Raw genomic sequence first — 25,215 nt, 5'->3', positions numbered from 1 at the left:
ATTTTCTATTGCGTCGTTTGTCAGGAGAAAGGGTGTTTCGTATGACAAAAAAGAAAATAGAAGATTTCTTAACAAACTCCGAAAAAGAGGAACTGCTAGAAAACTATAAATGTTTACGAGAAGCCCGCACAAAAAGCGAAGCTAACTATTTTGGTGAAGCAGTAAACCATCTATTAAATAAAGCAAAACAACGAATTATTAAAGATGCAGGTATACATGATGAAAATGCTGCAACTGTTCAATCAAAGAGAAAAGCACTGTTTTAGCTACATTAGCTAAAACAGTGCTTTTTATTTAGAATTTTTTTCTTTCCATGCTATATTCTCTCTGCCTTTAGCTTTCCATTTTTACAGTTTCAAAAGTCATCTAGACCTAAAGATCAACCTAATAATATTAGCCCACGCAAACCATTTTAATAATAGATAAAATAATTGAACTAGTAATGCTACAAACTAAATAAGTTTATTAAATCGCTTCTTTTAAATCTGAATGCGGATTTGGTCCGTATTGATTGTCATTTTCTTCACTTTCAATGATAAAAAATACAAGTAAAACAACGCTACCAAACGGTACAAAATTTAATAGTTGCCACCATCCCGTTTTCCCAATATCATGTAATCGTCGTGCACCAACCGAAAAACTTGGTATAATCATTACTAACATAAATAGCAACGCAATAATAGCAACTAACACCTCTGAAAATGATGATAAAAATAACAGTAGCCAAAAAATTACGATATTGGATAAACTAAAAATCCAGTACTCTTTTCGCGTAGCTCTACCACTAAAATTCCCATAATTCTTTAGAGCTTTCAAATACCATTGCATTTAAACCTCTCCCTTTTATCCCCAATAAAATTAAAATATGTAATTATTAACAGATAAGTAGAAATATAACACAACATTTATGTAAAATCCATATCCCCATCTAAATTGCCCTCTATTTAAATAGTTTTTTCCTTCGGCATTTTTCACATTACTTTCACATCTATTTCACAAATATAAGTAGTCCGATATGCTAAACTAAGTATATCCTTTTCCAAGGAACTATATGCCGATATATAAATCCCTATCTTTATAGGGATTTTTATTTTTTGATTCCTCATAACTTTGTTACAATCCATTTCTTCTACTATTTCTATACTTTTAGTAACTACTTTAATTAAAAGCACATTCATGTATTCACACTCTTATTAATTCTGATTTGCGAAATATTTATACAAGCTTTATGATGCAATTCCTGTTTCACTACTTTCAGTAAGTTTTTCACTTTTTCTAAACAAAAATAAAGCTCCTATATATAGTAAAGCAGTAAAACTACCTATAAGTATAAAATTGTGAGATACTGCAAATAACATTCCTGCTATTGCCGCACCAATCATTTGACCAATATACATAGAAGCATTTGCAAGCGCGGCTCCTGTTCCTCTTGCTGCACTAGATATGTTTTGTAAGTGCCTCATCATTAATACAAACAAAATTCCTGTCCAAAAAAACAAAGCATAGAACGATAACTCCACCAATACAATGTTCTTTACATGTGGAAGTAATACATATAGCACTGCTGTAAATATAATTCCACCATAGAAAGAAAGGTTATAACCAATTTTATTTACGATTCTAGGACCAAAAATATTACCAGTTAAATTTCCTAACCCTAATACGAGCATAGCTGTACCTACTTCATGAACTTGTAAGCCAAATTGAATGGAAAGCCATACACCAAAAAATGAAAATGCAGCAAAATTTCCGGTTTGAAAAACAAAGTATGCAAAATAAGAAAGTGAAACCTTTGAATCTGTAAGTAATTGTTTATAACGCTGTAAAATCGCTTTTTTATTTCCACCTATATGAACCGACTGGATTTCTGGTAATACAACATAAATAAGAATGACAAGTAGTGCTGATAATATACCAATGAAATAGAATGGGATTGTATAATGTATCGTTGCTAAATAAGCTCCCAGTGGCAGCCCTAAAATTTGAGAGATTGATAACCCTGCTGTTGCAACCCCAATTGCTTTCACAATTTGCTTCTTCTCTATAAGGAGCGGAATAGATGCCCACACTTGTGGAGATACAAAAGCTGCACTTACACCTGCTAAAAATCTAAATGTTAGCATCCATAAAAAACTCGGTGCAATTCCACACAAAAACGTACTTACTGCAAAAAAACTCATACCTAGTACCATCACTTTTTTTCTGTTTAATCCATCTGATATAGGACCAGCAATAAGCGCAAATCCAGCATACCCTAAAGCATACGAACTCACCATCCATCCTGACAACTCAGTTGAAACATGATACACCTGTTGCAATGTCGGCAACAGTGGTGAAATTAAGAAAGTATCTGTACCGATCATAAACATTATCATAAAAAATACAGCTAGTACTCTGTTCATTTAGACCTTCTCCTTATATAAACAGAGGGTACTCTCCCTCTGTTTAACTAATCTTCTAAAATAGATTGGATTTCTTTCATGACTCTTTCATTCAATGCAACGTCTACCGCTTTCACACTTTCTCTTACCTGCTCTGCCCGCTTTCCACCAGGTATAACAGTATCAATTCCTTCTTTATTTAATAACCATGCTAACGCTAAATGAGACACTTCAATATCATTTTCTTTCGCTAGCCCTTTTAACTTATTCACTTTCTTAAAATTACTCTTATATGTATTTTCTTCAAATAGATTTACATTTTGACGCCAATCGACTTCATTTAATTTGAAATCTTCTGTATATTTTCCACCTAATATTCCAAAAGCAAGAGGCCCATATGGAATAAATGAAATACCCGCTTCTATACAATACGGCAACAGTTCTTCCTCAGCTGTACGTTCTAACATATTGTATGAAGATTGTACAACATCTATATGACCATGTTGATTCGCCTCTTTTAATTGTTCTATGTTTACGTTCGATATTCCAATTGAACGAATTTTCCCTTCTTCTTTTAAATGAGTAAGCTCTCCGATTGAATCTATGTAACTTGTTTCAGGATTTGTAAAGTGTAAATAATATAAATCAATATATTCAGTCTGTAATCTTCTTAAGCTATTTTCCACAGCATTCCTTAAATAACTTGGTTCATTGTTAATATAAGTTTCTCCATTTAACAACGGTTGAATTCCACCTTTTGTAGCAAGTATAAACTCATGACGTTTTCCCTTTAATACTTCTCCTACTAATTCCTCTGATCTACCGAAACCATATGAATCTGCCGTATAAAAAAATGTAATCCCTTGCTGAATAGCTTCTTCTACTAATCGCTTTCCTTCTTCTTCATTCACATCAGCATATAAATTATGTCCCCCTACTGCATTTGTACCTAAACCCAACTTTGAAATATTTAATCCTGCCTTTTGCAATTTTGTATACTTCATTTTTTCTCCCCCTATATTTCTATTGTTCGAATATATTCGAACAATAGAAATATACCACTTTATATGTTATAGTGCAAATATCTTAACTTATACAAGTAGGTGAAATATGCGTACACTCTATCATCCAAATCGAGAAGAAATTCAATTTTCTTCTGTCTTATATGCACTTAGCGATCAAATTCGTTTACAAATTGTAAATATGTTACTAGAGAAAAGTGAACAATCTTGTGGTGCTTTAAACATCCCTATTGCGAAATCAACTTTATCTCACCATTTCAAAGTTTTACGTGAGTCAGGTGTTATGTACACGCGCCTTGAAGGAACACAACGTTTCATTTCAATTCGTGAAGAAGATTTAAATGCTAGATTCCCAGGTTTATTACAAGTTGTATTACATGCGACAGAGCCATATTAAAAAAACATCTCATATTCATATGAGATGTTTTTTTAATATGGCTATTCTTTTAATAAATCTAATAATCCATTCCCTTCGGATGTACGTTCATACCCTAAAGGTACAGTTCTTTTAATAAGTTGTGCATATATTTCCGGCTCTGATAACTTTCGACCGTATTCTTTCTCACACTGTTTAATGAGCAAGGCAAGCGCTCCAGCAACATGCGGCGTCGCCATGGAAGTTCCACTTAACACTGCATATTTCCCATCTGGATACGTAGATAATATTTCATCACCTGGCGCTACTAAATCAATTTCTTGATTTGAATTACTAAAACATGTGATTTTCCGTTCTAAATTGACAGCGCCGACTTCAATTACTTCCGAGTAAGCACCTGGGTAATCTAGTTCCTCTGTATTATCATTACAATCTCCATTATTCCCAGCAGCACATACGACGAGAACATCCTGCTTTACCGCATTTTGAATTGCTTCATGTAATTCTGGAACATCTTGCGGACCACCAAGTGACATTGAAATAATTCTCACTTTCTCTTGATTCGGCCCTCTCCAATTTACAGCATAATGAATTGCCTCAATAATTTGCTCGTAACTTCCAGAACCATCTCCCGCTAAAACTTTTAATACTAACATTTTAGCAAGTGGTGCAACTCCTAATACACCGACACCATTTTCAGTTGCTGCAATCGTCCCCGCGACATGAGTACCATGTCCGTTATTATCAAGATACACATTTGGATCAGCTTCATAATCTTTTGTGAAATTTCTTCCGCCGATAATACGATCTTTTAAATCTATATGATTAGTATCACACCCTGTATCTAATACGGCAACGACTACATCTTGCCCCTTCACACTCTTTCCCCATACTTGCGGAGCGTGAATCAGTTGTACACCTGGTGGAATTTCATTTACTTGTTCTACAACCTTATTTACGGTAAATGGAATCAATTGTATACCTTTTTGTTTATTCACTGTACTACTCATCGTAATCCCTCCTGAAAATGTATTATTTTCATTTCAGACCACTTTTGAATACGTGTAAATGTAACATTCGTTTTATTCTTTTTGTTTTCCTTCTTTTCAAATATTTCTCAACATCATTTACTAACTCTATACTACTTTTGTATTTCCCCTATGATTTATAGGAAATAACAGCCTGGGTCATTCAACTAATAACCAAAATAAAAGGACCAATTAATGGTCCTCTTACAGTCTTTTAAAAGAATGATATGTAATTTGAAAAATAATATAAATTAAGACTAAACCTCACTCTTGTTTAAAAACTTTTCTATTTCTTTTACTAAATATTCCGCTCCCTCTATCCCAACAATAATATTTCCATTTGCTAATGATATGTTCTGCTCTGAAACATCACCTGTGATTTGGCAAGCATTGTAAGGTTGATATTTTTGTAAAATGATTTTATCTGCTTCTACAAAAATTTCAAGCGGTGATTTGATTTGTATTCCCAATACATCGCGTAATTCTTTAGGGATAACAATTCGTCCTAATTCGTCTACTTTTCGAATAACTCCTGTTGCTTTCATATTTCTCCCCCCTTTCTCTCTATTAATTTTTTTCACCTCGCTTTTTCCATTTTATCACTTTTTGGCAATACTTGCCTCTTTTTAGAAAATTTTGTACTCGAGTTAAAAAAACACATTTAATGCATACGTAATCTCTCTTTCAATTGTTTTACATAACGGGATCTTATAAGTAAGAAGTATACAACTTGAATACCTATGAAAATACTTAATACAACTGTATTTTCTTTAAACAATGAGTACTCAAACATTTGCCCTAACGCCGTTAAGGCTACTGCCCCATGTAATGTTGCAACACCAATTGGAACGAAGAATAAAAGCGCCAATCGAATTGTAACTACCTTCGATAATTCCCTACTCGTCAATCCAACTTTTCGAATCATTTCGAACAAGCGGACATCATCCTCCAAATCGGAGAATAAACGGAAGTAAAGGAAACTTCCTGCGCAAACGAAAAATACTATACCAATAAAGAAACCTACAAATAAAATCGGTCCTGCAATTTGTAAACTTTGGTTTTGTTCGTACTCTTCCGCACTAAACGTTGACTGTTCTTGATACGGTTTAATTTGATGAGTAAGCTCTTTACCAATTTCAATCTCATCTTTCGTTCTTTCAGTTTTATACATATAATCTTTTGTCTCTATAAATCCATCTTGTAATGAATCATATTGATTATTAGAGATTACATAAACATTTCCTCTTAATATTTTCCCCAATGAAGATGAAGTAACTTTTTTCACCTTTAAACTTTCATTCATATTGGGTAAAGTAATTTCTTTTCTTTCTTTCATCGCTGGCCCTGGTATATCAGCTGACAAAAATACAACCTCTTTATTTGCTACAGTATTAAATGGTTCTCCTGTTAACTTTGCATATTCCTTATAATCTGATTCTTTTATAAAAGTGGCGCTTCTTAACGACTGTTCCTCCGTTTTCTTTGTCGAAATATTAGTTTTTGAAGCTGCTATATTATGTTTCTTTAATCCTTTGTCAATCATTTGTATATGTTGTGATTCGTTACTATTCCCTTGCTTAGAATGGTAATGAAACGCAATTGGTCTCTCCATTATCCCTTTCGTCATGGATGCGAAGCCGACTAATGTCCCTATTGCGGAAAATGCTACAGTAGAAATAATGGTTACAATAAAGAACATTCTTGCGTTATCTCTCATGCGATACGCTAAATCTGATAACGTAATAATATTAGTCTGTGTCCAATAGAAACGTTTACTTTTTTTACATAATCGAATAATAAAGACACTCAGCTGCTTGTACAACAAATACGTCCCAATAATAACTACCGTTGTAACAGGAATCATCATAATAAATACCATTGCGCCATGCGATAGAAGAGCTCCTACATAGCCAGCACTAAGCAATACTACTGCTAATATTGAAGAAATGATTGATGCTTTCGGTTCCGGTTTCGCCTCTGCTGATCCTCTAAACAACTTCATAATCTTATTTTTACGAATCATTCCTGCACTAAACAATGATATGATCATAAATAAAATAAAAAACATAATACCCGTTACAACAATTGCTTTCATCGGTATGTAATAGGATAAGGAGATATCTAGTTTCAATATCATCGGAGCGACAAATAGTAATACCCCTGAAAATAACATACCTGAAAGAATACCAAAAATAATTGCCCCTATTCCAATCATAATATTTTCAAAAAAGATAAGACGCTTTAATTGATATTTCGTCATACCTAGCATCATTAAAATTCCTAGTTCACGCTTTCTCGTTTTTAAAAACATTCCCATCGAATATAAAATAAAGAAGAATGTAAATAAGTAAATAATAGACTGTGCAAAAGACATACTTACGAATACGTACTGACCCAATTCTCCTGCACTTAATGCCGGATGAAACGCAAAAAATGAATACACAAAAAAGGCCATAATAGCAAATGCACTACTCAAAAAATAGGCTGAGTATGTCCGTCTATTTCGCGTTACATTCCGATATGCGAGTTCTCTAATGTTCATATTACTTCTCCGCCCTTCTTTCTACTAACTATGTTTTTATATTAGTAAAGTACGGAAATACCTTCCATCGATTCAAATGACAAAAACCTTACAGTTTTGAAAGGTTTAAAAAAATTGCTTATACGTAGTACTTTATTTATAATGACTACATTCATATTCATACACACATCCTATTGTATATTCGTTAGTTTTGCGAAATAATAAAGGATAGAAGTATGTACCATTATACATATAAACTTATTTACCGCTTTAATATGAATAGGAGGAAAACATAATGACATTACAAGAACAGATTATGAAAGCATTACATGTTCAGCCTGTAATTGATCCAAAAGTTGAAATTCGTAAACGAGTTGATTTCTTAAAGGATTATGTAAAGAAAACAGGCGCAAAAGGATTTGTACTTGGTATTAGCGGCGGCCAAGACTCTACATTAGCAGGACGCTTAGCACAACTTGCAGTTGAAGAAATTCGTAACGAAGGTGGTAAAGTAACGTTTATCGCCGTGCGTCTTCCTTATAAAGTACAAAAAGATGAAGATGATGCACAATTAGCATTACAATTCATTCAAGCAGATCAATCTGTTGCATTTGATATTGCTTCAACTGTTGATGCTTTTTCAAATCAATATGAAAACTTATTGGGTGAGTCATTAACAGATTTCAATAAAGGTAACGTGAAAGCACGTATCCGTATGGTTACTCAATATGCAATTGGTGGACAAAAAGGGTTACTTGTTATCGGAACAGATCACGCTGCAGAAGCTGTAACAGGGTTCTTTACAAAATTCGGAGATGGTGGTGCAGATTTATTACCATTAACGGGATTAACGAAGCGCCAAGGACGTGCATTATTACAAGAGTTAGGTGCAGACGAGCGACTTTACTTAAAAATGCCAACAGCTGATTTATTAGATGAAAAACCAGGTCAAGCTGACGAAACAGAGTTAGGTATTACTTATGATCAATTAGATGATTATTTAGAAGGTAAAGCAGTTCCAGCTGACGTTGCAGAGAAAATTGAAAAACGTTACACAGTGAGTGAGCATAAAAGACAAGTACCAGCGTCAATGTTTGATGATTGGTGGAAATAAATAAAACATAAAAAAGAAGCTAATCTTCATTTAGCTTCTTTTTTATATGTTAACGATATACCCCTACTCTTTTCTCCAATAAATCTTGCAAGCAATCTTCATGTTGTTTACAAAATAACGGTGGCATGTCGTCTAACGGGAAAAACTTCAAATCCAACGTTTCATCACCATCTACTTTTTTGTCACCTCCAACTATTGAGAATGAAAAGAACATCACAATTGACTGGGCCTTGTCTCCATTTGGATATGATTGAAAATATTTTGTATACACTCCAATAAGCTCATTTATTTCTACATCATACCCGGTTTCTTCTTTTATTTCCCGGATTGCAGTTTCCGCAGCTGATTCTCCTATCTCCATTGCACCACCTGGAAATCCCCAAGCGTTAAAGTCTCCTCTTTTTTGCAGTAATACTTCTCCATCTTTATTAAATACACAACCACCGGCAAAGTTTAAGAAAACATAATCATGTCCTACTTTTTCACGTAATTCTTTTATATAATTCGCCATTCTCTTTCCCCTTTTCATACTTCTTCTATCGCTATTTTTTATCTTTTTCAAGCAATTCAATGATTCGATCTAGCTTCTGGTTCATATTAATCACGTGGTGTTTCTTTGCAACGCTGCTTTGTAATACTCTTCTAATAAACAAAGTAAATGATATGAAAAACAAAACGATAAGTCCGATTACTAAACAAGTATATATCAATGTGAAAATATTACTTTCGAACAAGTTCATTCAGCATTCACATCCTCTCCTTTTTATTTTATCACATAATTCCCAATATTTTAAAGTGATCAACAAATATAAAAAGAGCATCTTTTACAGATGCTCTTTCTCATTGCTTAATACGTAAATGTAATTGTCGCCAATGAATAACCAGCCAATGCACTATAAGGCGCTACTTGATAAGACACACGCTTTGCACCTTTTGGCCAATTTATTTCATTTAATACTTTCTTTATATCTTGCATCGTCCCATCCATGGACTGCTTATATCGTACTTCTACTTTTTCTGGTTTGGCTGCAAACTGTTGCTGCAACTTTTGCTTAAATTCATTATAATTTTCTGCTCCGTATTCTGCAGATAAGTATTGTAAATTTGTTTCTTTTAACATCTGCTCATATACGACAGTCTTTGAGCTACCAGCTTTTATTTTATTTGTTAATTCACCAAAATAACTTGTAGTTGCCGCTGGATATTTGCTACGATCCCATTCATGATCTTTACTTAACTGTTCGTCAGACATATTAAAATATGAGTAAGTTACACGCCCTGCTTTATCTGGTACTGGATCATCAAATGTAGTATCTAGGTGATACCATTTGTTTTCAATGTTCACTAAATTCCACGCGTGAGCTTGTCCATTTCCTGTGCCTGTTACAATATGATTTTGAATACCTGCCTCTTTTAACAACTCATACGTTAATAATGTATATCCTTGGCAAACGGCAGAACGATTCGCTAATGCTTCATATGCTGTATACGCTTGATAAGACGTATCATAAGACACATGCTTAACAACGTAATCGTGAATAGCTTTTACTTTCTCATGCTCATCCATCCCTGGTTTTACAATTGATCCAACAATTGATTTCGCCTGAGCTTTTACATATTGAGTTTGTTCTTTTGATTCACGGTATTTTACTTGCAGTGTAAACGTATAGTCCCCTGGCATTCCTTTAATAGAATATCTAGTAGACGCTACATTATATTTTACATACTCATCAGCATCTACAATTTTATTAAACTCACCATACAATTGATCCATAATATTTCTAGCATTTCTATCTTTTGTTTTATATGTGATTGTAATATTTTCTTCTCGATTATCAATCTGTTTTTTTAATTCTTTTCTGAAATCATCTAATAACTTTACATCTGATTGCGCTGTCACTGTAGTCGGATTTGTAGCTGCATAAGATACAGATGATGCTTGTAAGCCTCCCATTACTATAGTTGAACAAAGTGCGGCAGCTGTCACATACTTACTTGTCTTTCCCATCTTGTCACTCCTTATATTCTATAACTATACGAAAAGGTATCGTATAGTTTCAGAGTATACAATACTTTTTCGTATAGGTCATATGAGATTATGCATATTAACTAATTCACATAAAAAGGTTGTTCTTTTTAAAAGAACAACCTTTTTTCATTAGCATGTTTGTAATACACAGCATGTATTTTCAAAACGTTGATTTTTCAAATCTTCATTACTAATACAGAAATATAGCATCCCTAATTCTCCCCAAACCATATTACAATTTTTATGATCTGAATCAATTTGGAATAAAAGAGTCATTTGCTGCGGGTCTACTCCCATATATTCTCCTGTCTCATATAACACTTCTTCTTGTACAGAGAATGGCTCACCAAACATTTGATGGTTATCGTAGTTATCTGGAATTAGCTCTTCAAGTAATTGCAAGAAACGATCTGAATCAGCCTCATCTTCAATGAAAAGTTCTGGTAATTTGTATGTCAGTTCAAAAGTAATTGCACACTGGTTATATTTCGCTTGTATTTCATTTTCTCTTCGTAATTGCTCTACAGGAACATCATAATAAAGTACACGCCCAGCTTCTGTTATATTCACATTTTCTTCAAAATAATTTTCAATGCAAAAGAAATACAGCATGCCCGTCTTAGGAAGATTGTGATCCATACCAACGTTTTGTAAATCACTTAAGTTAAATTGCGCGATAAATTGTAGTGGATTTCCTTTATGCTTTGGATATTCAAATAAAGCTGGTAGATCAGGAACTCCTCCCATTTTCGAACTACCTATCGCAACAGTTCCCTGCTGCTTTGGCACAACTTTTATACAAGGAAATACAGTATTAATAAGTTCTTCTTTCAAGTGTGTTAGTTCATATTTATCAATTAATACTTCAATTTTTTTATTCATAAATTCTCCTTACATTTACATACTTATTTATATCATAGTACAAAGATTATACTTCATTCTTTACAAAATCAACAAGCCTCCCAAAAACGGGCTTATCCTTCGTACGCGAACAAGTTTAAAAAAGCATACTATACATTGTTCCTACAAACACGATAATTCTTTAGTTCTTCCAGTACATTTTCCCCTCGTTCATTTTTAAATATAAGGAGGCATTCCACATGGGTTACGGATATAGTTGCTGTGGTTACGGATACGGTGGCGGCGGTTGTGGTTACGGAGGTTTCGCTTTATTAATTGTTTTATTTATCCTTCTAATCATCATCGGAGCTAGCTGTTGGGGCGGCTTTGTAGGCTGCTAGTAAACTAAAAACTATTGTAAAAAAGCACGTACAATACGTGCTTTTTTGCCATTTCTAAATCTTTCATTCGAAAGGAAGTATGTTTAATGAAGATTGATGGTGTTTTTGAAGGAGGCGGTGTGCGCGGTATTGCGCATGTCGGGGCAATTTGCGCGTTAGCCGAAAAAGGTTATGAATGGGAACGTGTAGCTGGTACATCGGCTGGTTCGATTATTGCAGCGCTCCTAGCGGCAGGATATTCTTGTTCAGAGTTAAAAACGATTATAACTGATATTGATTATAATAAATTTACGAAAAGAACTTTTATTGATAGAATTCCTTTTATCGGCAAGGGACTCAGTGCATGGACTACTCTAGGTATATACTCTAATGTATTTATAGAAGAATGGATTGAAGAATTACTTCGAAAAAAAGGTGTTCATTTATTTACTGATTTACCGGATCTAAACAAACTCAAAATCATCGCCTCTGATATTAGTAATGGTAAAATGGTTGTCTTTCCTGACGACTTACCAAACTACGGATTTTTAAATTATCGCTTCTCTATCGCTAAAGCGGTAAGAATGAGTAGTACAATCCCCTTCTTCTTTGAACCGGTAAAATGGAGAACTCCAAAATGGAAACAGCCTTGTTATATGGTTGATGGAGGAATTCTAAGTAATTATCCAATTTGGATCTTCGATTCACCTACCGCTCCTCGCTGGCCGACTTTCGGATTTCATTTTGTAAAAGATGAGATTCAAGCTGATCCTGCTCACTATAACGAGCCTATTTCCATGTTCAAAGGACTATTTAAAACAATGATGCAAGCTCATGATTTACGTCATTTAGATAAGGAATCAAAAGCAAGAACCATTACAATTCCAACAGGAACGATTACAAGTACTAATTTTGAACTGACAAAGGAAGAAAAAGAATGGCTTTACAATTCTGGTTATAACTCTGCTAATAAATTTTTACAAGCTTGGAACTTTAGGCAATATATCGATGAATATAGAAAAGGAAATCAAGACCGAAAGACAAATCGATTTTTTCGTCAACTTGACTCATAATATTATTACTTTGCGTATAAATACGAGAACGTTTAACAACTTAATAATAAATAAGCCTAGTAATTTCTTATATTACTAGACTTATTTATTATTATATAATCTCGTACATTGTTTAAGGATACGTTAACCCTTCGGCTTCCTCTGCAGTAATAACTATGTAACGATTTCCCGTTCTTAATCCTAACAGTTCTGCTTTTTCAATCGCTTCTTGCTTCGTCTCTGCATAAGCAGCTAAATATTTTTCTCCATTGATCATTTGGCAAATTACATATTGTTTCATTACTTTCTCCTCTTACTTTTTCATTAGTTGTGCAAGTTTTTTTATACCTATTTCAATTTCTTCTAACGTTGCGTATGAATACGATAGGCGCAAAAATTGATTTGCACTTCTATCATATAAAGTACCTGGGTTTAATAAAACCTTTTCTTGCAGAGCTTTATCAAATAAACTGCGATATGAAATGGGTACTTTTATATGTACCCATATATAAAATCCCCCTGTTGGTTCATGCCAAGTTGCTATTTCACGAAGATATTTATCTAACATTAGTAACATAAAATCTCTTCGTTTTTTCAATTCACTTCTTACAAAGCGCAAATGCTCATCATATAGACCATTTGTAAACCACTCTGCTGCAATTTGCTGGGATATAGTGCTTGAACCATAATCTGTTTGCATTTTTATGTCTGACAATCTTTGAATTACTGGCTCAGGTCCAACAATCCATCCAATTCTTAATCCTGGACTAATTACTTTGGACATGCTTCCAATATGTAGTACGATTCCATTTTTATCATAGGCTTTTAAAGGTTTCGAACAAGGTGCATCAAACCATAAGTCTTGATACACTGCGTCCTCTATAATAGGTAATCCAATTTCATTACATATTTCTATCACTTCTATTCGTTTCTTCGCATTCATACTAAAGTTCGTTGGATTATGAAAAGACGGGATTGTATATAAAATAGATGCATTAAATTGCTTCTTATATTTTGTAATATATGATGTATTTAAACCGTTCTCATCCATTGGTATTCCAATGAAACGCATTCCTGCGGATTGAAAAACATTAAGCGAGTATAAATAGGATGGTTTTTCTAATAAGATGGATGCCCCTTTTGGAAGAAGCCCCATAGAGATAAGTTGCAACGCTTGAATTGCTCCTGAAACAATTAATATAGAGTCAGGAGATACACATATACCATGCCCCTTTAAGTATTCGGAAATCTTTTCCCTTAAATAAAAATTTCCTTTCGGCTCTTCATACCCAAGCTTCACATTTGACTTTAAAAGCTTATTCATAATTTCTTTCATCTTTTTCTCAGGTAAGAGACTCAGCGCGAGCTCACCTGTTCCTAATCGAATTACATGTGGATAAAATTCAGCTTGATTAATCTCCTGAATAGCTGGGAGATTCGGATAATGAAGTCCTGTTTCTACATAAGACTGCCAATTAGGCGGGGGTGCGTAAGTTGAAGCATTCTCATTATTATTTACAACAATTGTTCCTTTCCTGCCATTCCCTTCAATGTATCCCTTTGCAACTAGTTCATCAAAAGCCATTACAATTGTGCTTCGATTCACACCAAATGTATGTGCCAAATCTCTTTGTGAAGGTAATTTCGTTCCAACGGTCCATTCTCCATTAACGATCCTTTCTTTTATATACGTTTCTATTTGTTTATAAAGAGGAGTCGCTAGAGACATATTCGGTTTCCAAACGAATCTTTCCATTATATCACCTTATATTCTTTTTGGTTGGTAACCTCCCCCAACCATATGGATGGATACAAATTTTCATTTCTTCTATACAATATACACTATCATAATGAATTAAAATAGGAGGTAATATGATGAGTGAAGCAATTATTCATGGTATCATTCTTGCATTTGGACTTATCATTCCATTAGGTGTACAAAATGTTTTTGTCTTTAACCAAGGTGCGAGCCAACCAAACATTTGGAGGGCAGCCCCCGTAATATTAACTGCCTCTATATGTGATACGTTACTCATATTGATTGCAGTGCAAGGTGTCTCCCTTGTACTCCTTACTTTTTCTTGGCTAACTAACTCGTTATATATAGTTGGATTTTTCTTTCTCCTATATATGGGCATTGTTATTTGGAGAAGTAACCCTTCCAACGATGTAAAACAAGAAAAAAGTATGCCCTTAAAAAAGCAAATCCTTTTCGCAGCATCCGTTTCGTTATTAAATCCACATGCTATTTTAGACACAATCGGTGTAATTGGAACAAATTCTATTCAATACATAGGAAGTGAAAAATGGGCTTTCACACTTGCAACTATTATCGTTTCTTGGATTTGGTTTATAAGCTTAGCGTTAGCGGGGAAATTTCTAAAAAGACTAGACTCAACCGGAAAGACAATTTTATTATTAAATAAATTTTCTGGTCTCATCATATGGGGTGTCGCGCTTTATATGTTAAAACAAGTTATTTATTCTTAATGAACGAAAGAGAATTGCATGTTACTCAAAACATCATGCAATTCTCTTACAAATTATGAAGTAGGCTCTGGTTTCTGTTTTACCGTCTTTGCATCCTTTGCTGGTTTAATCCAAATGATTGCTATGACAGCACCAATGGCAGCGAAAATACTTGTCAAATAAAACACTTCATGGTCCGCCCCTTTCATGAAAAAAGAATATAAAGGTGGTCCAGCTGCTACACCGATAAATCGCATTGAACTATAAAATGACGTAACCGTTCCCCTTTGCTCCTTTTCAATTCCTTGTGTAATGAGGGCATCTAAACATGGGAGTGCCATACCAATCCCTATCCCCATAATAACGAGACAAAGAAGTAGTAAATAAATCCCTTTTATAAATAAAGGAATGATGACTGATGCAGCTGCCATTAAAAAACCAATATAAATACACTTCTTCATAACATTTTGATTATCTCCAATTTTTTTACCGGCCATATAGGAACTAAGTGACAGTACAAGTAACGGGATAGCAAGCACACACCCTTTCCATATACCATGAATGTCATACTTTGATTCCAGTATAGTCGACAAATAAAAGAGAATTCCGAATAAAATAAGCATAATAATTGCACCTAATACAAAAATGGCAATTAACCATCTTCCTTTTTCTCGAAACGTAGACAGAATAGATTTTATAAACTCTTTAAGTGGTGGTACTTCTCCTTCTTGTTTCTTTGCCTTTACTAGAACAAGTAACAAAACAATTGATACGACACATAAAACTGGAATCGCCCAAAATGGTAAGAACCATACAATGGCAGCAAGAGCAGATCCTAAAATAGGGCTCAGCACTTTTCCAAATGTATTGGATGTCTCAATGATTCCCAAACCTGTACTAACTTGTTTTTCATCTTTGTATAAATCACCAACACACGGTATAACAACCGGCATTGCACCAGCAGCACCAATACCTTGAATCGCTCTACCGATTAGTATCCAAATGTAGGGATTATCAACTTTCCATGATACCCAACCAGTTATCGCTCCTCCTATAGCCGCAATCAGCAAACTCGGAACCATTACCATCTTTCGTCCCCATCTATCTGATAAATAACCAGCAATCGGTATAAGTAAAATGGCTACGATAGAGTAAATTGTAATAATCATGGATACTTGAAACGATGAAATATGTAATTTCTTTTCAATTGTCGGCAAGATTGGAATGAGCATTGAATTCCCTAATGTCATGACAAGTGGAACTGATGCAAGCGCAATTAAACAACAGTTTTCTTTTTTTAACATGTTGATTTCGGAACCTTTCATCATATATTTCTTACCATATAATAGCCCTGCTGGAACATAATTTTCATTCCACCAGGGCTATTACATCTTTAATACTTCCCATTCACAACAAAAGAAATTGGGTAAAATATAGTATTACTTCTATTCTTTGAATTCTGTTCACTATATATCCATACCAATTAATTGAAAAAAAAAGAAAGGAAGAATCCTTCCTTTCTCCTATAACCTTATGCATTTAGCGAGTATATCCGCCACCAAGCTGTTGTTCTGCCATCGCTACTAGGCGTTTTGTGATTTCACCGCCTACAGAACCGTTTGCACGTGAAGAAGTATCAGCTCCAAGTTGTACACCGAACTCTTGTGCAATTTCATACTTCATTTGATCTAAAGCTGCTTGTGCTCCATGTGATGCTAATTGATTAGAATTACGATTTCTAGCCATTACCAATCACCTCCTTATTTATATATAAATTGTGTTAAATTCAAATTAAAATACATGGAAATTTTTGGTTATTTTTTACCATAAAAAAAGAGCCTCTAAACGAGACTCTCACATCATTTCACATTACGAAGTTACTACTTCTAATTTTCTATTTATTAATACTTTCATTTCTTCTTTTAATATCTCTTTTGAATTATGTCCAAACCATTCTAAGGAAGCAAAAAGATCCGTATTTCTCACTTCCTGAATAATCTCATCATAATTTACAATACCTTCAAATAACGGAACCATACCTATACGACTTCCTGCTGCAGCATATACATTATTAGGTTCAAACACATGCAAATAATCCGCTGAAGATATATTCTTAAAATGGTAATGTAGTGTCCACGGCTTTAATCGATGGAAACTGTCTAGTGGATCTGCGCCAGACTCCCATATATGAAGAAAATCAAGATTTATTTTTAAATTCGGATGGTTTACTTCTTCTAATAACTCTATAGTAGAAGGCAATGTGTCCGTTAGTGTATTGGGATGTGTTTCTAACAGCACATACATATTGTTCTGAGCAAACACATCACAAATCTTACGTATTCGCTTCACATACTCTTTTCTCTCTTGTTCCGAGAAGTCCTTGCTCCCTTTTTGCCCAGCAAACGTGCGAATTTTATTCGTATTAAACCAATTAGCTAGTACTACAAGTTGTTCACTTTTCTCTATCGTTTTTTCAAAATCTGCTGATAATGATATATCTAAGTAATCACTTATCATCGTAATTTCTAAGTTTTTATCCTTTAGAAAATTCAATTCTCGTTCTGTCGTTTCACGTTCTTGCATGTACAAATTTTGTGCATGCGTCCCCCATAATTCAATTCCTTCAAAACCGTTTTCATATGCAAATTGAACAATATCAGTAAATGAAATTAATTGATGACGAAATGAAATGGTACATAGCGAATATTTCATAGTATTAAACTCCCCTATCTTAAATTCAGTTAGCTTATTAAAGAGTTGCGACAGATTGATTTGTTTTCATACCTTTCCATGATAGAAACTGTCTCTCTAATTCCTTCTTAATTTGCAGTTCAATCGCATTCATTTCATCCAGTTTTTCAATAATCGATACTAGCATACCTTTATTATTCGTCATTGCCATTTTAATTGCACGATACTGTACATTTGTAAATCCTTGTACAATATCCTCTACCCGATCACACCAATAATCAAATTCTTGCTCCGAATATTGCAACGTTTCACGGAAGTATGCAAAGGCATGCTCATAACTATATTTACGAATTGCAAGTACTGGTATTTGTTTTACTGCTGCTACAAGTCCAGAAAGCGCATATCCTTCTTCCTCATTTGCCATTTTTACAATTAAATTTTTCAGTTCCATAGTCAGTTCATTGTCGTTCTTTTTGAATGTTTCTGTGAAATAACTAGCTACTGTTTCTTGCGTTGGCTCCCCAATTCCTTCTATATCAATGAAATAACCTCCACCAAATGGGTTATCTTGAATAGAGTGAAGTACTTTTTCTCTTTCCATATTTCCTTCCCAACGAAAATCAGGATCTAGCATGAACCACTCTTCTTCTTTCTCTGTTTTTGATATCATTAAATAATGTGGAAACGGTTTTTGATGAAATTTATTTTCCCTCTCTGGTAATAGAGACATATCAACCATTACAATGACATAACGATTTTCCGGCTTGTTTTCTACTAATTCTAAAAACGTTTCTACATTGCTATCTTTATCTTTTGCATGATCATACCATTCGTTTACTTTAATACCGTACAATTTTTCAAACCAAAGTAAATAATGATCATGGTTAATGTTTTCAGAGTGATATGAAATAATTCCGCCTTCTGTTATATCAAAATCTCCATCCCATAGTCCAAAATAAAATGGACGAAAATCAATGTCGCTACGCCTTTTTATAATTTCACAAAAACAACTCACTAAACAGTGCACTTTAATTGAAGTCATACTCTCATCCACTTTCCTAAAGGTTAGTTATTCACATTTACTTCCTGTAACGGCTCTAACTCCTCCATAAAATCAAGCAAAGATCCTACAGTAAGAAATGCCTTTGGATCTACCTCATCCTCTGGAACGCATAGCTTTACATCCATTTCTATGTATACAATAAGCTGTAACATCATGACCGAATCTATATATAAATCTTGATTTAAGCGCATCGTTTCTTCTAAATGCGTTACATTTTTCAGTTCCATTTTTTCTATCATAATTTTTAACACGGCATTCTTTAACGCTTCCCGTCTCATGTTGTAACCTCTCCCATCTCTAGTAACTTTCTACTTACTTTTCCAGTTTTATTTTTAGGAATTTCATTTACACTTTCAATTTCATGCGGAACTTTATAAGAAGGTAAGTGCTGAATACACCATTCTCTTATTTTCACTGGATCAACATGAGAGATCACTTTCGCTTTAACTATTTCGCCCATCACAGGATGTTTCCCCCGATATACAATTGCCTCTTGCACACCTTCCAATCGAAGCATCGTTTCTTCTACCTCTATAGGAAAGACTTTTAATCCTGAGACATTAATTACATCGTCCATACGCCCCATAAAATGAATGCCACGCTCAGATTTATACCCTAAATCCTTCGTGAAAATTTCCTTATCATTCATTTTCACGACGATTTCTTCCGGTGCATTTTCATCTGAACCTATGCTTATACTTGCATGAGGTAGAGGGTTTCCTAAATCTAAATGGCTTTTCATATCATGACATATACTAATACAACCTGCTTCAGAACAACCGTATTGCTGCATCATATATGTTGTCATTTTTTTTAGTTTATAAAATAGTGCTTCTGGCAAAGGCGATCCTGATGTCATAATTTTATGAAACTGGAACGTTCCTAATGGAAAACTCCCCATAATGTGTAACATAAGTGGTACTGCATATATAATATGTTTTTCTGTATTGCGAACTATATTTAATGCGAATTTAGGATTTTTGTTCGTAATGATTACAGGCTTGCTCCCCCTCGTAATTGCTGATAACGTACCACATATTAGTCCGTATGAATGTGAAACAGGAGCCATAACGATTGGCACTTCATCTACTTCACAGTTTAAAGCTTCATTATAGGCAGTAATTTCTGTATCAACTTCCGTCCATGCTCTACGAATCAGTTTCGGTTCTCCCGTAGTTCCCGAACTATATTGCAATAAAGAAGGCTCTTCTAGTAAAAAGTTCCCTACTTCTAATTTTGTAAAATCGCCATATTCTCCATATAAAATCCCTACACAATTGGCACGCTTTGCCATTTCAATAGCCGTTTCTTTTGGCGTATCTTCATGTATAAGTAATACTGATGATTTCTTTTCTTTTAAGAAAAACACAAGCGTAATAATATCGAATGGATCTTTCAGACAAAGTGCAAATCTATTTCCTTCTGCTTTTTGAAATTGTTCCATTTCCTCATAAACTTGTAATCTCAATTCAAAATCACTTTTGCTATACTCTTGTTTATTAACGATTAGCATAATTTCCCCCCTGTAACAGCTGATTTTTGTTTCATAAGTTGTCTTACTCTATACAATGGATTCGGAACTTCATGAACAAGCGATTCCACATCCATATATAATCGACGTTTCGTTAATTGTTCAGCATAGAATGTAGGTGCATATAATTGAATATTTTCAAATCTACCTTTCAAATGTGGATATATTCTTAAATGATTTTCAATTTCTTCAACAACCATCATCCAAAAATGTTCTTCTTTCAATCCATACTCATCCGCAAGTACGAATGCTAATTCTCCTAAATTAAACAGAAATAGTGCATCTAACACCATCTCTTGCAAACATTCAATGCGATCCATTTCAAAGAAATCATTCATTTTTCCATTCGCATATGTTTTATGCATTTTAGTAAAGTCGGGACATTTGTCAACTTCTTTCAAATATGGACGATAAAACTCAAGCCCTTCATGAAAATCCTTTAACGCAATACGAACAGGCACCCCTTCTTTATGGACTAGAATCATATTTTGTCCATGTGATTCCAGTGCGATGCCATGCTCTACAACAAGATGTATAACTGGTATTATCGCTTTTTGAATAAGTAATTGTAGCCAATCCTTCATTCCATATTTATTCAACCACGCATCAATAATTGGTGTACCATCTTTCTCTTTAGCGTATAAACCATTAAAAGGAATTGCATCCTCTTGTGCATCTAAATACTTGTGAACGCTTTCGCGCCAAATACATCCTAATGAACCATATATAGCTTTCTTATTCGTGTCATACGTTACACTTGAAAACTCACTTAACAAGATTAAACGTGCTTCATCGATTAAATAGGCGTCATTACTTACAACATCATTTAACCAATTTGATATTACTGGTGCACTTACAACAGAGTATGGTTTCAGCGTACGAAGTGTTGAAGTGTTGAGTAAATTCATCGATAATTTAACGTACGGTTTCTTTGGACTCGTAATATTTCTTAACGTTCTCATTGACTGTTGCGCGCAATAATCGTCCTCTGATGTTCCTAAATAAATAATAAATTTACCCTGTATATGATCCGCATAATTTGAAATGATGAAATTCTCCCACTGCCATGGGTGAACAGGTATAAACACGTACTGTTTTGGATTACATCCCTTATTACGAATTCGTTCCATAAACTCTTCTAATTTACGATCGCCAATCTCCTCTTTTAAAATGTTGTTATACATCACTTCATTCTCATAACCTACAGTCGCATAATTCTTATGTGCTGCAATCCATATGAGTTTTATTGGCTGCATAAATTCATAACCATATTGAAAATTGTCACGATATTGAAATCCAACACGTGCTTTATAACTAGGATGATATGGATGGCCATCTATTAATTGGCTTTCAAACTCATCGTAAGATTTTTGAGTATATTCTCTCTTATTATTTCTTTCATATTGTGCAATCGTGTCTTTAAATATTGTTTGTTCTAATTCGTGCATAAAAGAATCTAATTTAGCTTGTTCTACACTAGTAACCCGAAAAACTTCTTCTAGAAATTGCGAGACAGACTGTATTTCTTGCTGTTCATCTTGGACTCTTACTATTAATGAGTCTAATGAAATACGTCCAAATGTCATCCGTTCCCTGCCATAGCATTTGTACGTGACACTTTTGTCTTCTTCATCAAGTCCTTGTATTATAAAAAGAATTTGTTCTTCTTTTTCTATGCGAACCGGTGTAATAATCCCCTCATAAATTAACGATTCTACTAATTGACGTAGCACTCTTCTTCGTACTGAAATGTAATCTTCTGATTCGAGCGCCTTCAATACTTTCGTATGATACATGTCCACTCTCATAAAACCCTCCACCTTATGACAAAATACCATTATTTGTATTACGTGAAATTTTAACGCTATTTATGAACGAACAGCCACTTCTCTAACGAGCGGATTATGTACTTGCACATAAATTGCTTGCTCTAATGGATTACTTAACTCATCGACATCGAAAAATCTCGTTAGTAAATTTGCTTTACACGCTAACTTATCTTCGTCCAATAATTCTCTTAAAAATGTTGAAGGTTCCCGGTTATACGGAAGGAATGATTCAAGTACAGACCTTAATTCCGAGAGAAGAATTTCCTCCTTAATTAATCCTGCTGTGCCAAAACCATTAATGAGGCCAAACATATGATTGAAAATTAAGTAGTAACGAAATCTCTCATCCACAATATAGTCGTCATATAAATTTCCAGTACGTTCTCCAATACCAGCTAATTCATTATTAAGCTTTTCTTTCATTGAATTACAGAAATAAAATCCTTGATTATCACGGAAATAATATTTGACCGGATAACCATCTTTTAGCTGAACAACGCTATTTTGCTGATGAGCTTCTAATGCAACACCATACTGTAAATACATCCATACCATTGGCTTTAAAGAAATATTCATATATCGTCTAAACCACTCTAAGCTTACTTCTTCACAGCTTTTACTTTCTAAATCTGCTAGGCGATGAATAATATTCGATAACCGCGTATGCTCCCCAGGTATAGCGTCTTGAACTAGCCCAGCAATTAATGTTGCGTCGTTTGCATGTTCACTATAAAAAGGATTCTCACGAATAATCACTTCAAATCCAGATTCTTGTGTTCCATAATTTAATGTAATAAAGGCTGGATCACAAATAAAATCAAATCCTGGAAATCTTTCTCGTACTTCACCAATAGCCGTATTTAACATTTCCTTCCCTTCAAGACCACTCTCAAGTTCTTTCAGTTTATTAATACGCATTGAATTCGTTACTTTCACCGGAAATGAAAACTTAAGCATATACTTCGAATTGGGATGATATAGCGTCCTTAGTGATGATGTTGCCATATAATACTTACCTACAGGACCAATATACTCAAGCAATTCTTGAACTATCCAATCTTGTACGTAAGCTTGATGCAAGAGCCATTCTGCCTGAAGCGGATGAATTGGAATTAATGCATATTGATCTTCCTTACAGTACTTCGTTATAAATTCTTTACTAACCATCTCATCATTACTTAATTCTTCTTTTATAATCATTGTTGTAGAATCTGATAATAATGATTTTTCATTTACTATACTTTTATGTGCCCGAAAATAATGAAGCTGACATTCTCCTTTTAATTCTGGAGAATACATTGCACTTTTCCAATCCAATATCCCCTGTCTACTCTTTGGTGTAGGATGAGTTAAATGCCCAAATAATAAAGACTGCTCCGCTTCTATAAAAGTTGTATGGAAACCGTATAATGCGGATGTATCTTCTATTCTCTCCTTTGTAAATTCCTCAATATTTTGACAACTACGAATGACTCGAAGCATAAGTTCCGCAGGATTCGTTCCTTCTCCGTAGTTGATAGACATCTCTTTTATTAAAAATGTAATAACTGTAACATAATCTGCTGTAATAACAGAATTACTATCTCCAATTTGATAATAAAATTGTTCTCCAAACAAATGGCGATCTGTTGATGATTTATATATAACTTCTCCATACAAAGTAACGTTCTGTGCCGATAGCCGACAACATAAATATGTGGGGACTGTATCTCTATTCAACGTATTACTGAAGATACTCTTCATTCTTTCATCCTCTGTAATCCATTCTCCACTCCCTGTTTCTCTTAAATAACAGTTTAAAAAGCTTTGTAATGTTGCATGTTCTGCGATTTGTTTCGCATGCTGCATACTGGTCCTCCTCTTTATATTAAAGCTATCGAAATTTTATATAATAAACGATAATTGAATGTCGTTATCAATTATGATTCTAATTGATAATGATATTCAATTCAAGAGTATATTTCAGAATTTTTTTATCTGATTTAATTTTTCTTGTTTTCTCTCTTTTCTTTAATCTAGTTAAAAATACACGAAAAAAATACTCATTTTCAAACTACATACTTACTATTTTTCATTAGTAATCTATCCAAAATGGTTAAACAAAAGAGGTATACCTTAATTGGTATACCTCTTTCAAACATAAAGTTTACATAATAATATTATTTAAGCAAATCTATATAACTGTTTGTATAACAAATTCAAATCTCTCCAACAATACGCTGTTTCTTCTACCCTTACTCTCTCTAAAAATTTTGTATCAATTTTTTCTGGGTTAAATTTTTCATAAAACTTTTTAGAAGGATTATTCGTAACAACCCAAACTAAAAGTGATTGCATATCATTCTTTACACATTCTGATAGTAACGCTTGAAATAACTTTTGTCCTATTTTCATTCCTTGATACTCTTGTAAAAGGTAGATTGCATATAATTCTCCATCACAATTATATGTATCAGTTCTTTCTATCCCCCCATCGATGAATCCAACTATTTCTCCATTTAAATTCTCTGCTACAAATCTAAATTGATGATTACCTTCTTTTTGAAAAATATCTTCCCATTGTTTTTCTCGTTTCTCATATGCTATATTATCTAGAATTTCGTCAGCAAATATCCCTTTATACGTTGTTTTCCAACTATCAACATGCACCTTTGCTATACCTTGTATATCATCCTTTATTGCTCTTCTAATATGTATTCCCATCATTTCTCCCTCCTTGTTACTCATCATTATATCAATTTCATTCCTTAAGAATCCAAATAAAAAAGAGTGAATTCATGGTCATCTCCCTGTCAAGTAGACAGTAATAAAAAGAGTATTATGCCACGGCCTTTTCCCGATATTCTATCGGGGAAAGGCCGTGAAGTTTTTCTTGGAACCTTTCTGTAT

28 protein-coding genes and 1 pseudogene are annotated in these 25,215 nt (G+C 34.0%); 6 read left to right on the top strand and 23 right to left on the bottom strand.

Features of this window, described 5'->3' with window-relative positions:
• Window positions 1–41 precede the first annotated feature (41 nt).
• Window positions 42–266, top strand: a complete 225-nt coding sequence (locus tag MR136_RS13255) for a hypothetical protein (protein WP_000162602.1) — start codon at window positions 42–44, stop codon at window positions 264–266.
• A gap of 199 nt (window positions 267–465) precedes the next feature.
• Here the strand turns inward: MR136_RS13255 and MR136_RS13250 are convergent, their stop codons facing one another.
• The 4 genes from MR136_RS13250 to MR136_RS13240 all read right to left on the bottom strand — a co-directional run bounded on the left by MR136_RS13250 (window position 466) and on the right by MR136_RS13240 (window position 3,385).
• Entirely contained in the window at window positions 466–828 is a 363-nt protein-coding gene (locus MR136_RS13250; protein WP_001198796.1) for a DUF805 domain-containing protein, read from the bottom strand.
• Between the two features lie 143 nt (window positions 829–971).
• Window positions 972–1,178, bottom strand: a complete 207-nt coding sequence (locus tag MR136_RS28570) for a hypothetical protein (RefSeq protein WP_001101738.1) — start codon at window positions 1,176–1,178, stop codon at window positions 972–974.
• Between the two features lie 48 nt (window positions 1,179–1,226).
• Entirely contained in the window at window positions 1,227–2,402 is a 1,176-nt protein-coding gene (locus MR136_RS13245; RefSeq protein ID WP_242259454.1) for an MFS transporter, read from the bottom strand.
• A 47-nt stretch (window positions 2,403–2,449) separates the two neighbouring features.
• Window positions 2,450–3,385 carry an aldo/keto reductase gene (locus MR136_RS13240; protein WP_242259453.1) on the bottom strand — a complete coding sequence of 312 codons (936 nt, stop codon included), beginning with the start codon at window positions 3,383–3,385 and terminating at the stop codon, window positions 2,450–2,452.
• Between the two features lie 106 nt (window positions 3,386–3,491).
• Between MR136_RS13240 and MR136_RS13235 the strand changes: the two genes are divergently transcribed.
• Complete coding sequence (locus MR136_RS13235; RefSeq protein WP_001259909.1) at window positions 3,492–3,800, top strand: ArsR/SmtB family transcription factor; 309 nt, start codon at window positions 3,492–3,494, stop codon at window positions 3,798–3,800.
• 41 nt (window positions 3,801–3,841) lie between these two features.
• Here the strand turns inward: MR136_RS13235 and MR136_RS13230 are convergent, their stop codons facing one another.
• The 3 genes from MR136_RS13230 to MR136_RS13220 form a co-directional block, all read right to left on the bottom strand.
• Window positions 3,842–4,789 (bottom strand): serine protease, encoded by a 948-nt coding sequence (locus tag MR136_RS13230; RefSeq protein ID WP_000099761.1) that lies wholly within the window; start codon window positions 4,787–4,789, stop codon window positions 3,842–3,844.
• Between the two features lie 275 nt (window positions 4,790–5,064).
• A complete protein-coding gene (locus MR136_RS13225) occupies window positions 5,065–5,352 on the bottom strand; it encodes an AbrB/MazE/SpoVT family DNA-binding domain-containing protein (RefSeq protein ID WP_242259452.1) in 288 nt (95 codons plus the stop codon).
• Between the two features lie 116 nt (window positions 5,353–5,468).
• Entirely contained in the window at window positions 5,469–7,349 is a 1,881-nt protein-coding gene (locus tag MR136_RS13220) for an FtsX-like permease family protein (RefSeq protein ID WP_063536141.1), read from the bottom strand.
• 274 nt (window positions 7,350–7,623) lie between these two features.
• Between MR136_RS13220 and nadE the strand changes: the two genes are divergently transcribed.
• Window positions 7,624–8,442, top strand: coding sequence for an ammonia-dependent NAD(+) synthetase (gene nadE / locus MR136_RS13215; RefSeq protein WP_000174896.1), 819 nt, complete (start codon window positions 7,624–7,626; stop codon window positions 8,440–8,442).
• A gap of 49 nt (window positions 8,443–8,491) precedes the next feature.
• Here the strand turns inward: nadE and MR136_RS13210 are convergent, their stop codons facing one another.
• From MR136_RS13210 to MR136_RS13195, 4 genes are all read right to left on the bottom strand, one after another.
• Window positions 8,492–8,953, bottom strand: coding sequence for an NUDIX hydrolase (locus tag MR136_RS13210; protein WP_000024992.1), 462 nt, complete (start codon window positions 8,951–8,953; stop codon window positions 8,492–8,494).
• 31 nt (window positions 8,954–8,984) lie between these two features.
• Window positions 8,985–9,182, bottom strand: a complete 198-nt coding sequence (locus MR136_RS13205; RefSeq protein WP_001048104.1) for a DUF4083 domain-containing protein — start codon at window positions 9,180–9,182, stop codon at window positions 8,985–8,987.
• Between the two features lie 107 nt (window positions 9,183–9,289).
• Window positions 9,290–10,450 carry a transglutaminase domain-containing protein gene (locus MR136_RS13200; RefSeq protein ID WP_000520865.1) on the bottom strand — a complete coding sequence of 387 codons (1,161 nt, stop codon included), beginning with the start codon at window positions 10,448–10,450 and terminating at the stop codon, window positions 9,290–9,292.
• Window positions 10,451–10,600: 150 nt separating this feature from the next.
• Complete coding sequence (locus tag MR136_RS13195; RefSeq protein WP_242259451.1) at window positions 10,601–11,353, bottom strand: YwqG family protein; 753 nt, start codon at window positions 11,351–11,353, stop codon at window positions 10,601–10,603.
• Between the two features lie 218 nt (window positions 11,354–11,571).
• Here MR136_RS13195 and MR136_RS13190 point away from each other — a divergent pair, with 218 nt between their 5' ends.
• Both MR136_RS13190 and MR136_RS13185 read left to right on the top strand, forming a co-directional pair.
• The gene (locus tag MR136_RS13190) at window positions 11,572–11,712 is read left to right on the top strand and encodes a YjcZ family sporulation protein (RefSeq protein WP_000540419.1); all 141 of its coding nucleotides are present in this window, start codon (window positions 11,572–11,574) and stop codon (window positions 11,710–11,712) included.
• Between the two features lie 86 nt (window positions 11,713–11,798).
• A complete protein-coding gene (locus MR136_RS13185) occupies window positions 11,799–12,764 on the top strand; it encodes a patatin-like phospholipase family protein (protein WP_000686807.1) in 966 nt (321 codons plus the stop codon).
• 112 nt (window positions 12,765–12,876) lie between these two features.
• Here the strand turns inward: MR136_RS13185 and MR136_RS13180 are convergent, their stop codons facing one another.
• Both MR136_RS13180 and MR136_RS13175 read right to left on the bottom strand, forming a co-directional pair.
• Window positions 12,877–13,044 carry a DUF3933 family protein gene (locus tag MR136_RS13180; RefSeq protein ID WP_000816389.1) on the bottom strand — a complete coding sequence of 56 codons (168 nt, stop codon included), beginning with the start codon at window positions 13,042–13,044 and terminating at the stop codon, window positions 12,877–12,879.
• A 12-nt stretch (window positions 13,045–13,056) separates the two neighbouring features.
• Entirely contained in the window at window positions 13,057–14,499 is a 1,443-nt protein-coding gene (locus MR136_RS13175; RefSeq protein WP_242259450.1) for an aminotransferase-like domain-containing protein, read from the bottom strand.
• A gap of 119 nt (window positions 14,500–14,618) precedes the next feature.
• Here MR136_RS13175 and MR136_RS13170 point away from each other — a divergent pair, with 119 nt between their 5' ends.
• Window positions 14,619–15,233: a LysE/ArgO family amino acid transporter gene (locus MR136_RS13170; RefSeq protein WP_242259449.1), complete on the top strand. Its 615-nt coding sequence runs from the start codon at window positions 14,619–14,621 to the stop codon at window positions 15,231–15,233.
• A gap of 53 nt (window positions 15,234–15,286) precedes the next feature.
• Here the strand turns inward: MR136_RS13170 and MR136_RS13165 are convergent, their stop codons facing one another.
• From MR136_RS13165 to MR136_RS28565, 10 genes and pseudogenes are all read right to left on the bottom strand, one after another.
• The gene (locus MR136_RS13165; protein WP_002183485.1) at window positions 15,287–16,516 is read right to left on the bottom strand and encodes a bacillibactin exporter BcbE; all 1,230 of its coding nucleotides are present in this window, start codon (window positions 16,514–16,516) and stop codon (window positions 15,287–15,289) included.
• Window positions 16,517–16,751: 235 nt separating this feature from the next.
• A complete protein-coding gene (locus tag MR136_RS13160) occupies window positions 16,752–16,958 on the bottom strand; it encodes an alpha/beta-type small acid-soluble spore protein (RefSeq protein WP_000113545.1) in 207 nt (68 codons plus the stop codon).
• A gap of 123 nt (window positions 16,959–17,081) precedes the next feature.
• Entirely contained in the window at window positions 17,082–17,924 is an 843-nt protein-coding gene (locus MR136_RS13155; RefSeq protein WP_242259448.1) for a sugar phosphate isomerase/epimerase family protein, read from the bottom strand.
• 37 nt (window positions 17,925–17,961) lie between these two features.
• Complete coding sequence (locus tag MR136_RS13150; protein WP_000200705.1) at window positions 17,962–18,945, bottom strand: DUF6005 family protein; 984 nt, start codon at window positions 18,943–18,945, stop codon at window positions 17,962–17,964.
• 23 nt (window positions 18,946–18,968) lie between these two features.
• A complete protein-coding gene (gene asbD, locus MR136_RS13145) occupies window positions 18,969–19,244 on the bottom strand; it encodes a petrobactin biosynthesis protein AsbD (protein WP_001250560.1) in 276 nt (91 codons plus the stop codon).
• Entirely contained in the window at window positions 19,241–20,479 is a 1,239-nt protein-coding gene (locus MR136_RS13140; RefSeq protein ID WP_000909573.1) for an AMP-binding protein, read from the bottom strand. Before MR136_RS13140 ends, asbD begins: the two co-directional genes overlap by 4 nt.
• Window positions 20,466–22,305, bottom strand: a pseudogene (locus tag MR136_RS13135) (IucA/IucC family protein). Before MR136_RS13135 ends, MR136_RS13140 begins: the two are co-directional and overlap by 14 nt.
• 60 nt (window positions 22,306–22,365) lie before the next feature.
• Window positions 22,366–24,174 carry an IucA/IucC family protein gene (locus MR136_RS13130; RefSeq protein WP_001163353.1) on the bottom strand — a complete coding sequence of 603 codons (1,809 nt, stop codon included), beginning with the start codon at window positions 24,172–24,174 and terminating at the stop codon, window positions 22,366–22,368.
• 315 nt (window positions 24,175–24,489) lie between these two features.
• The gene (locus tag MR136_RS13125) at window positions 24,490–25,056 is read right to left on the bottom strand and encodes a GNAT family N-acetyltransferase (protein WP_170879453.1); all 567 of its coding nucleotides are present in this window, start codon (window positions 25,054–25,056) and stop codon (window positions 24,490–24,492) included.
• A gap of 88 nt (window positions 25,057–25,144) precedes the next feature.
• Window positions 25,145–25,215: IS3 family transposase (locus MR136_RS28565; protein WP_325782447.1), on the bottom strand; the 71-nt coding region annotated here is incomplete at its 5' end.

This window comes from Bacillus cereus group sp. BfR-BA-01311 (genome assembly GCF_022664295.1).
Lineage (GTDB): Bacteria > Bacillota > Bacilli > Bacillales > Bacillaceae_G > Bacillus_A > Bacillus_A cereus.
The sequence above is the reverse complement of the archived record's forward strand: the minus strand, read 5'-3'. Positions and strand labels throughout refer to the sequence as shown.

Excerpts from the sequence above, each read along its gene's own strand:
- MR136_RS13255 (WP_000162602.1), top strand. The coding sequence starts at position 42 with ATGACAAAAAAGAAAATAGAAGATTTCTTAACAAACTCCGAAAAAGAG.
- MR136_RS13250 (WP_001198796.1), bottom strand. The coding sequence starts at position 828 with ATGCAATGGTATTTGAAAGCTCTAAAGAATTATGGGAATTTTAGTGGT.
- MR136_RS28570 (WP_001101738.1), bottom strand. The coding sequence starts at position 1,178 with ATGAATGTGCTTTTAATTAAAGTAGTTACTAAAAGTATAGAAATAGTA.
- MR136_RS13245 (WP_242259454.1), bottom strand. The coding sequence starts at position 2,402 with ATGAACAGAGTACTAGCTGTATTTTTTATGATAATGTTTATGATCGGT.
- MR136_RS13240 (WP_242259453.1), bottom strand. The coding sequence starts at position 3,385 with ATGAAGTATACAAAATTGCAAAAGGCAGGATTAAATATTTCAAAGTTG.
- MR136_RS13235 (WP_001259909.1), top strand. The coding sequence starts at position 3,492 with ATGCGTACACTCTATCATCCAAATCGAGAAGAAATTCAATTTTCTTCT.
- MR136_RS13230 (WP_000099761.1), bottom strand. The coding sequence starts at position 4,789 with ATGAGTAGTACAGTGAATAAACAAAAAGGTATACAATTGATTCCATTT.
- MR136_RS13225 (WP_242259452.1), bottom strand. The coding sequence starts at position 5,352 with ATGAAAGCAACAGGAGTTATTCGAAAAGTAGACGAATTAGGACGAATT.
- MR136_RS13220 (WP_063536141.1), bottom strand. The coding sequence starts at position 7,349 with ATGAACATTAGAGAACTCGCATATCGGAATGTAACGCGAAATAGACGG.
- nadE (WP_000174896.1), top strand. The coding sequence starts at position 7,624 with ATGACATTACAAGAACAGATTATGAAAGCATTACATGTTCAGCCTGTA.
- MR136_RS13210 (WP_000024992.1), bottom strand. The coding sequence starts at position 8,953 with ATGGCGAATTATATAAAAGAATTACGTGAAAAAGTAGGACATGATTAT.
- MR136_RS13205 (WP_001048104.1), bottom strand. The coding sequence starts at position 9,182 with ATGAACTTGTTCGAAAGTAATATTTTCACATTGATATATACTTGTTTA.
- MR136_RS13200 (WP_000520865.1), bottom strand. The coding sequence starts at position 10,450 with ATGGGAAAGACAAGTAAGTATGTGACAGCTGCCGCACTTTGTTCAACT.
- MR136_RS13195 (WP_242259451.1), bottom strand. The coding sequence starts at position 11,353 with ATGAATAAAAAAATTGAAGTATTAATTGATAAATATGAACTAACACAC.
- MR136_RS13190 (WP_000540419.1), top strand. The coding sequence starts at position 11,572 with ATGGGTTACGGATATAGTTGCTGTGGTTACGGATACGGTGGCGGCGGT.
- MR136_RS13185 (WP_000686807.1), top strand. The coding sequence starts at position 11,799 with ATGAAGATTGATGGTGTTTTTGAAGGAGGCGGTGTGCGCGGTATTGCG.
- MR136_RS13180 (WP_000816389.1), bottom strand. The coding sequence starts at position 13,044 with ATGAAACAATATGTAATTTGCCAAATGATCAATGGAGAAAAATATTTA.
- MR136_RS13175 (WP_242259450.1), bottom strand. The coding sequence starts at position 14,499 with ATGGAAAGATTCGTTTGGAAACCGAATATGTCTCTAGCGACTCCTCTT.
- MR136_RS13170 (WP_242259449.1), top strand. The coding sequence starts at position 14,619 with ATGAGTGAAGCAATTATTCATGGTATCATTCTTGCATTTGGACTTATC.
- MR136_RS13165 (WP_002183485.1), bottom strand. The coding sequence starts at position 16,516 with ATGTTAAAAAAAGAAAACTGTTGTTTAATTGCGCTTGCATCAGTTCCA.
- MR136_RS13160 (WP_000113545.1), bottom strand. The coding sequence starts at position 16,958 with ATGGCTAGAAATCGTAATTCTAATCAATTAGCATCACATGGAGCACAA.
- MR136_RS13155 (WP_242259448.1), bottom strand. The coding sequence starts at position 17,924 with ATGAAATATTCGCTATGTACCATTTCATTTCGTCATCAATTAATTTCA.
- MR136_RS13150 (WP_000200705.1), bottom strand. The coding sequence starts at position 18,945 with ATGACTTCAATTAAAGTGCACTGTTTAGTGAGTTGTTTTTGTGAAATT.
- asbD (WP_001250560.1), bottom strand. The coding sequence starts at position 19,244 with ATGAGACGGGAAGCGTTAAAGAATGCCGTGTTAAAAATTATGATAGAA.
- MR136_RS13140 (WP_000909573.1), bottom strand. The coding sequence starts at position 20,479 with ATGCTAATCGTTAATAAACAAGAGTATAGCAAAAGTGATTTTGAATTG.
- MR136_RS13130 (WP_001163353.1), bottom strand. The coding sequence starts at position 24,174 with ATGCAGCATGCGAAACAAATCGCAGAACATGCAACATTACAAAGCTTT.
- MR136_RS13125 (WP_170879453.1), bottom strand. The coding sequence starts at position 25,056 with ATGATGAGTAACAAGGAGGGAGAAATGATGGGAATACATATTAGAAGA.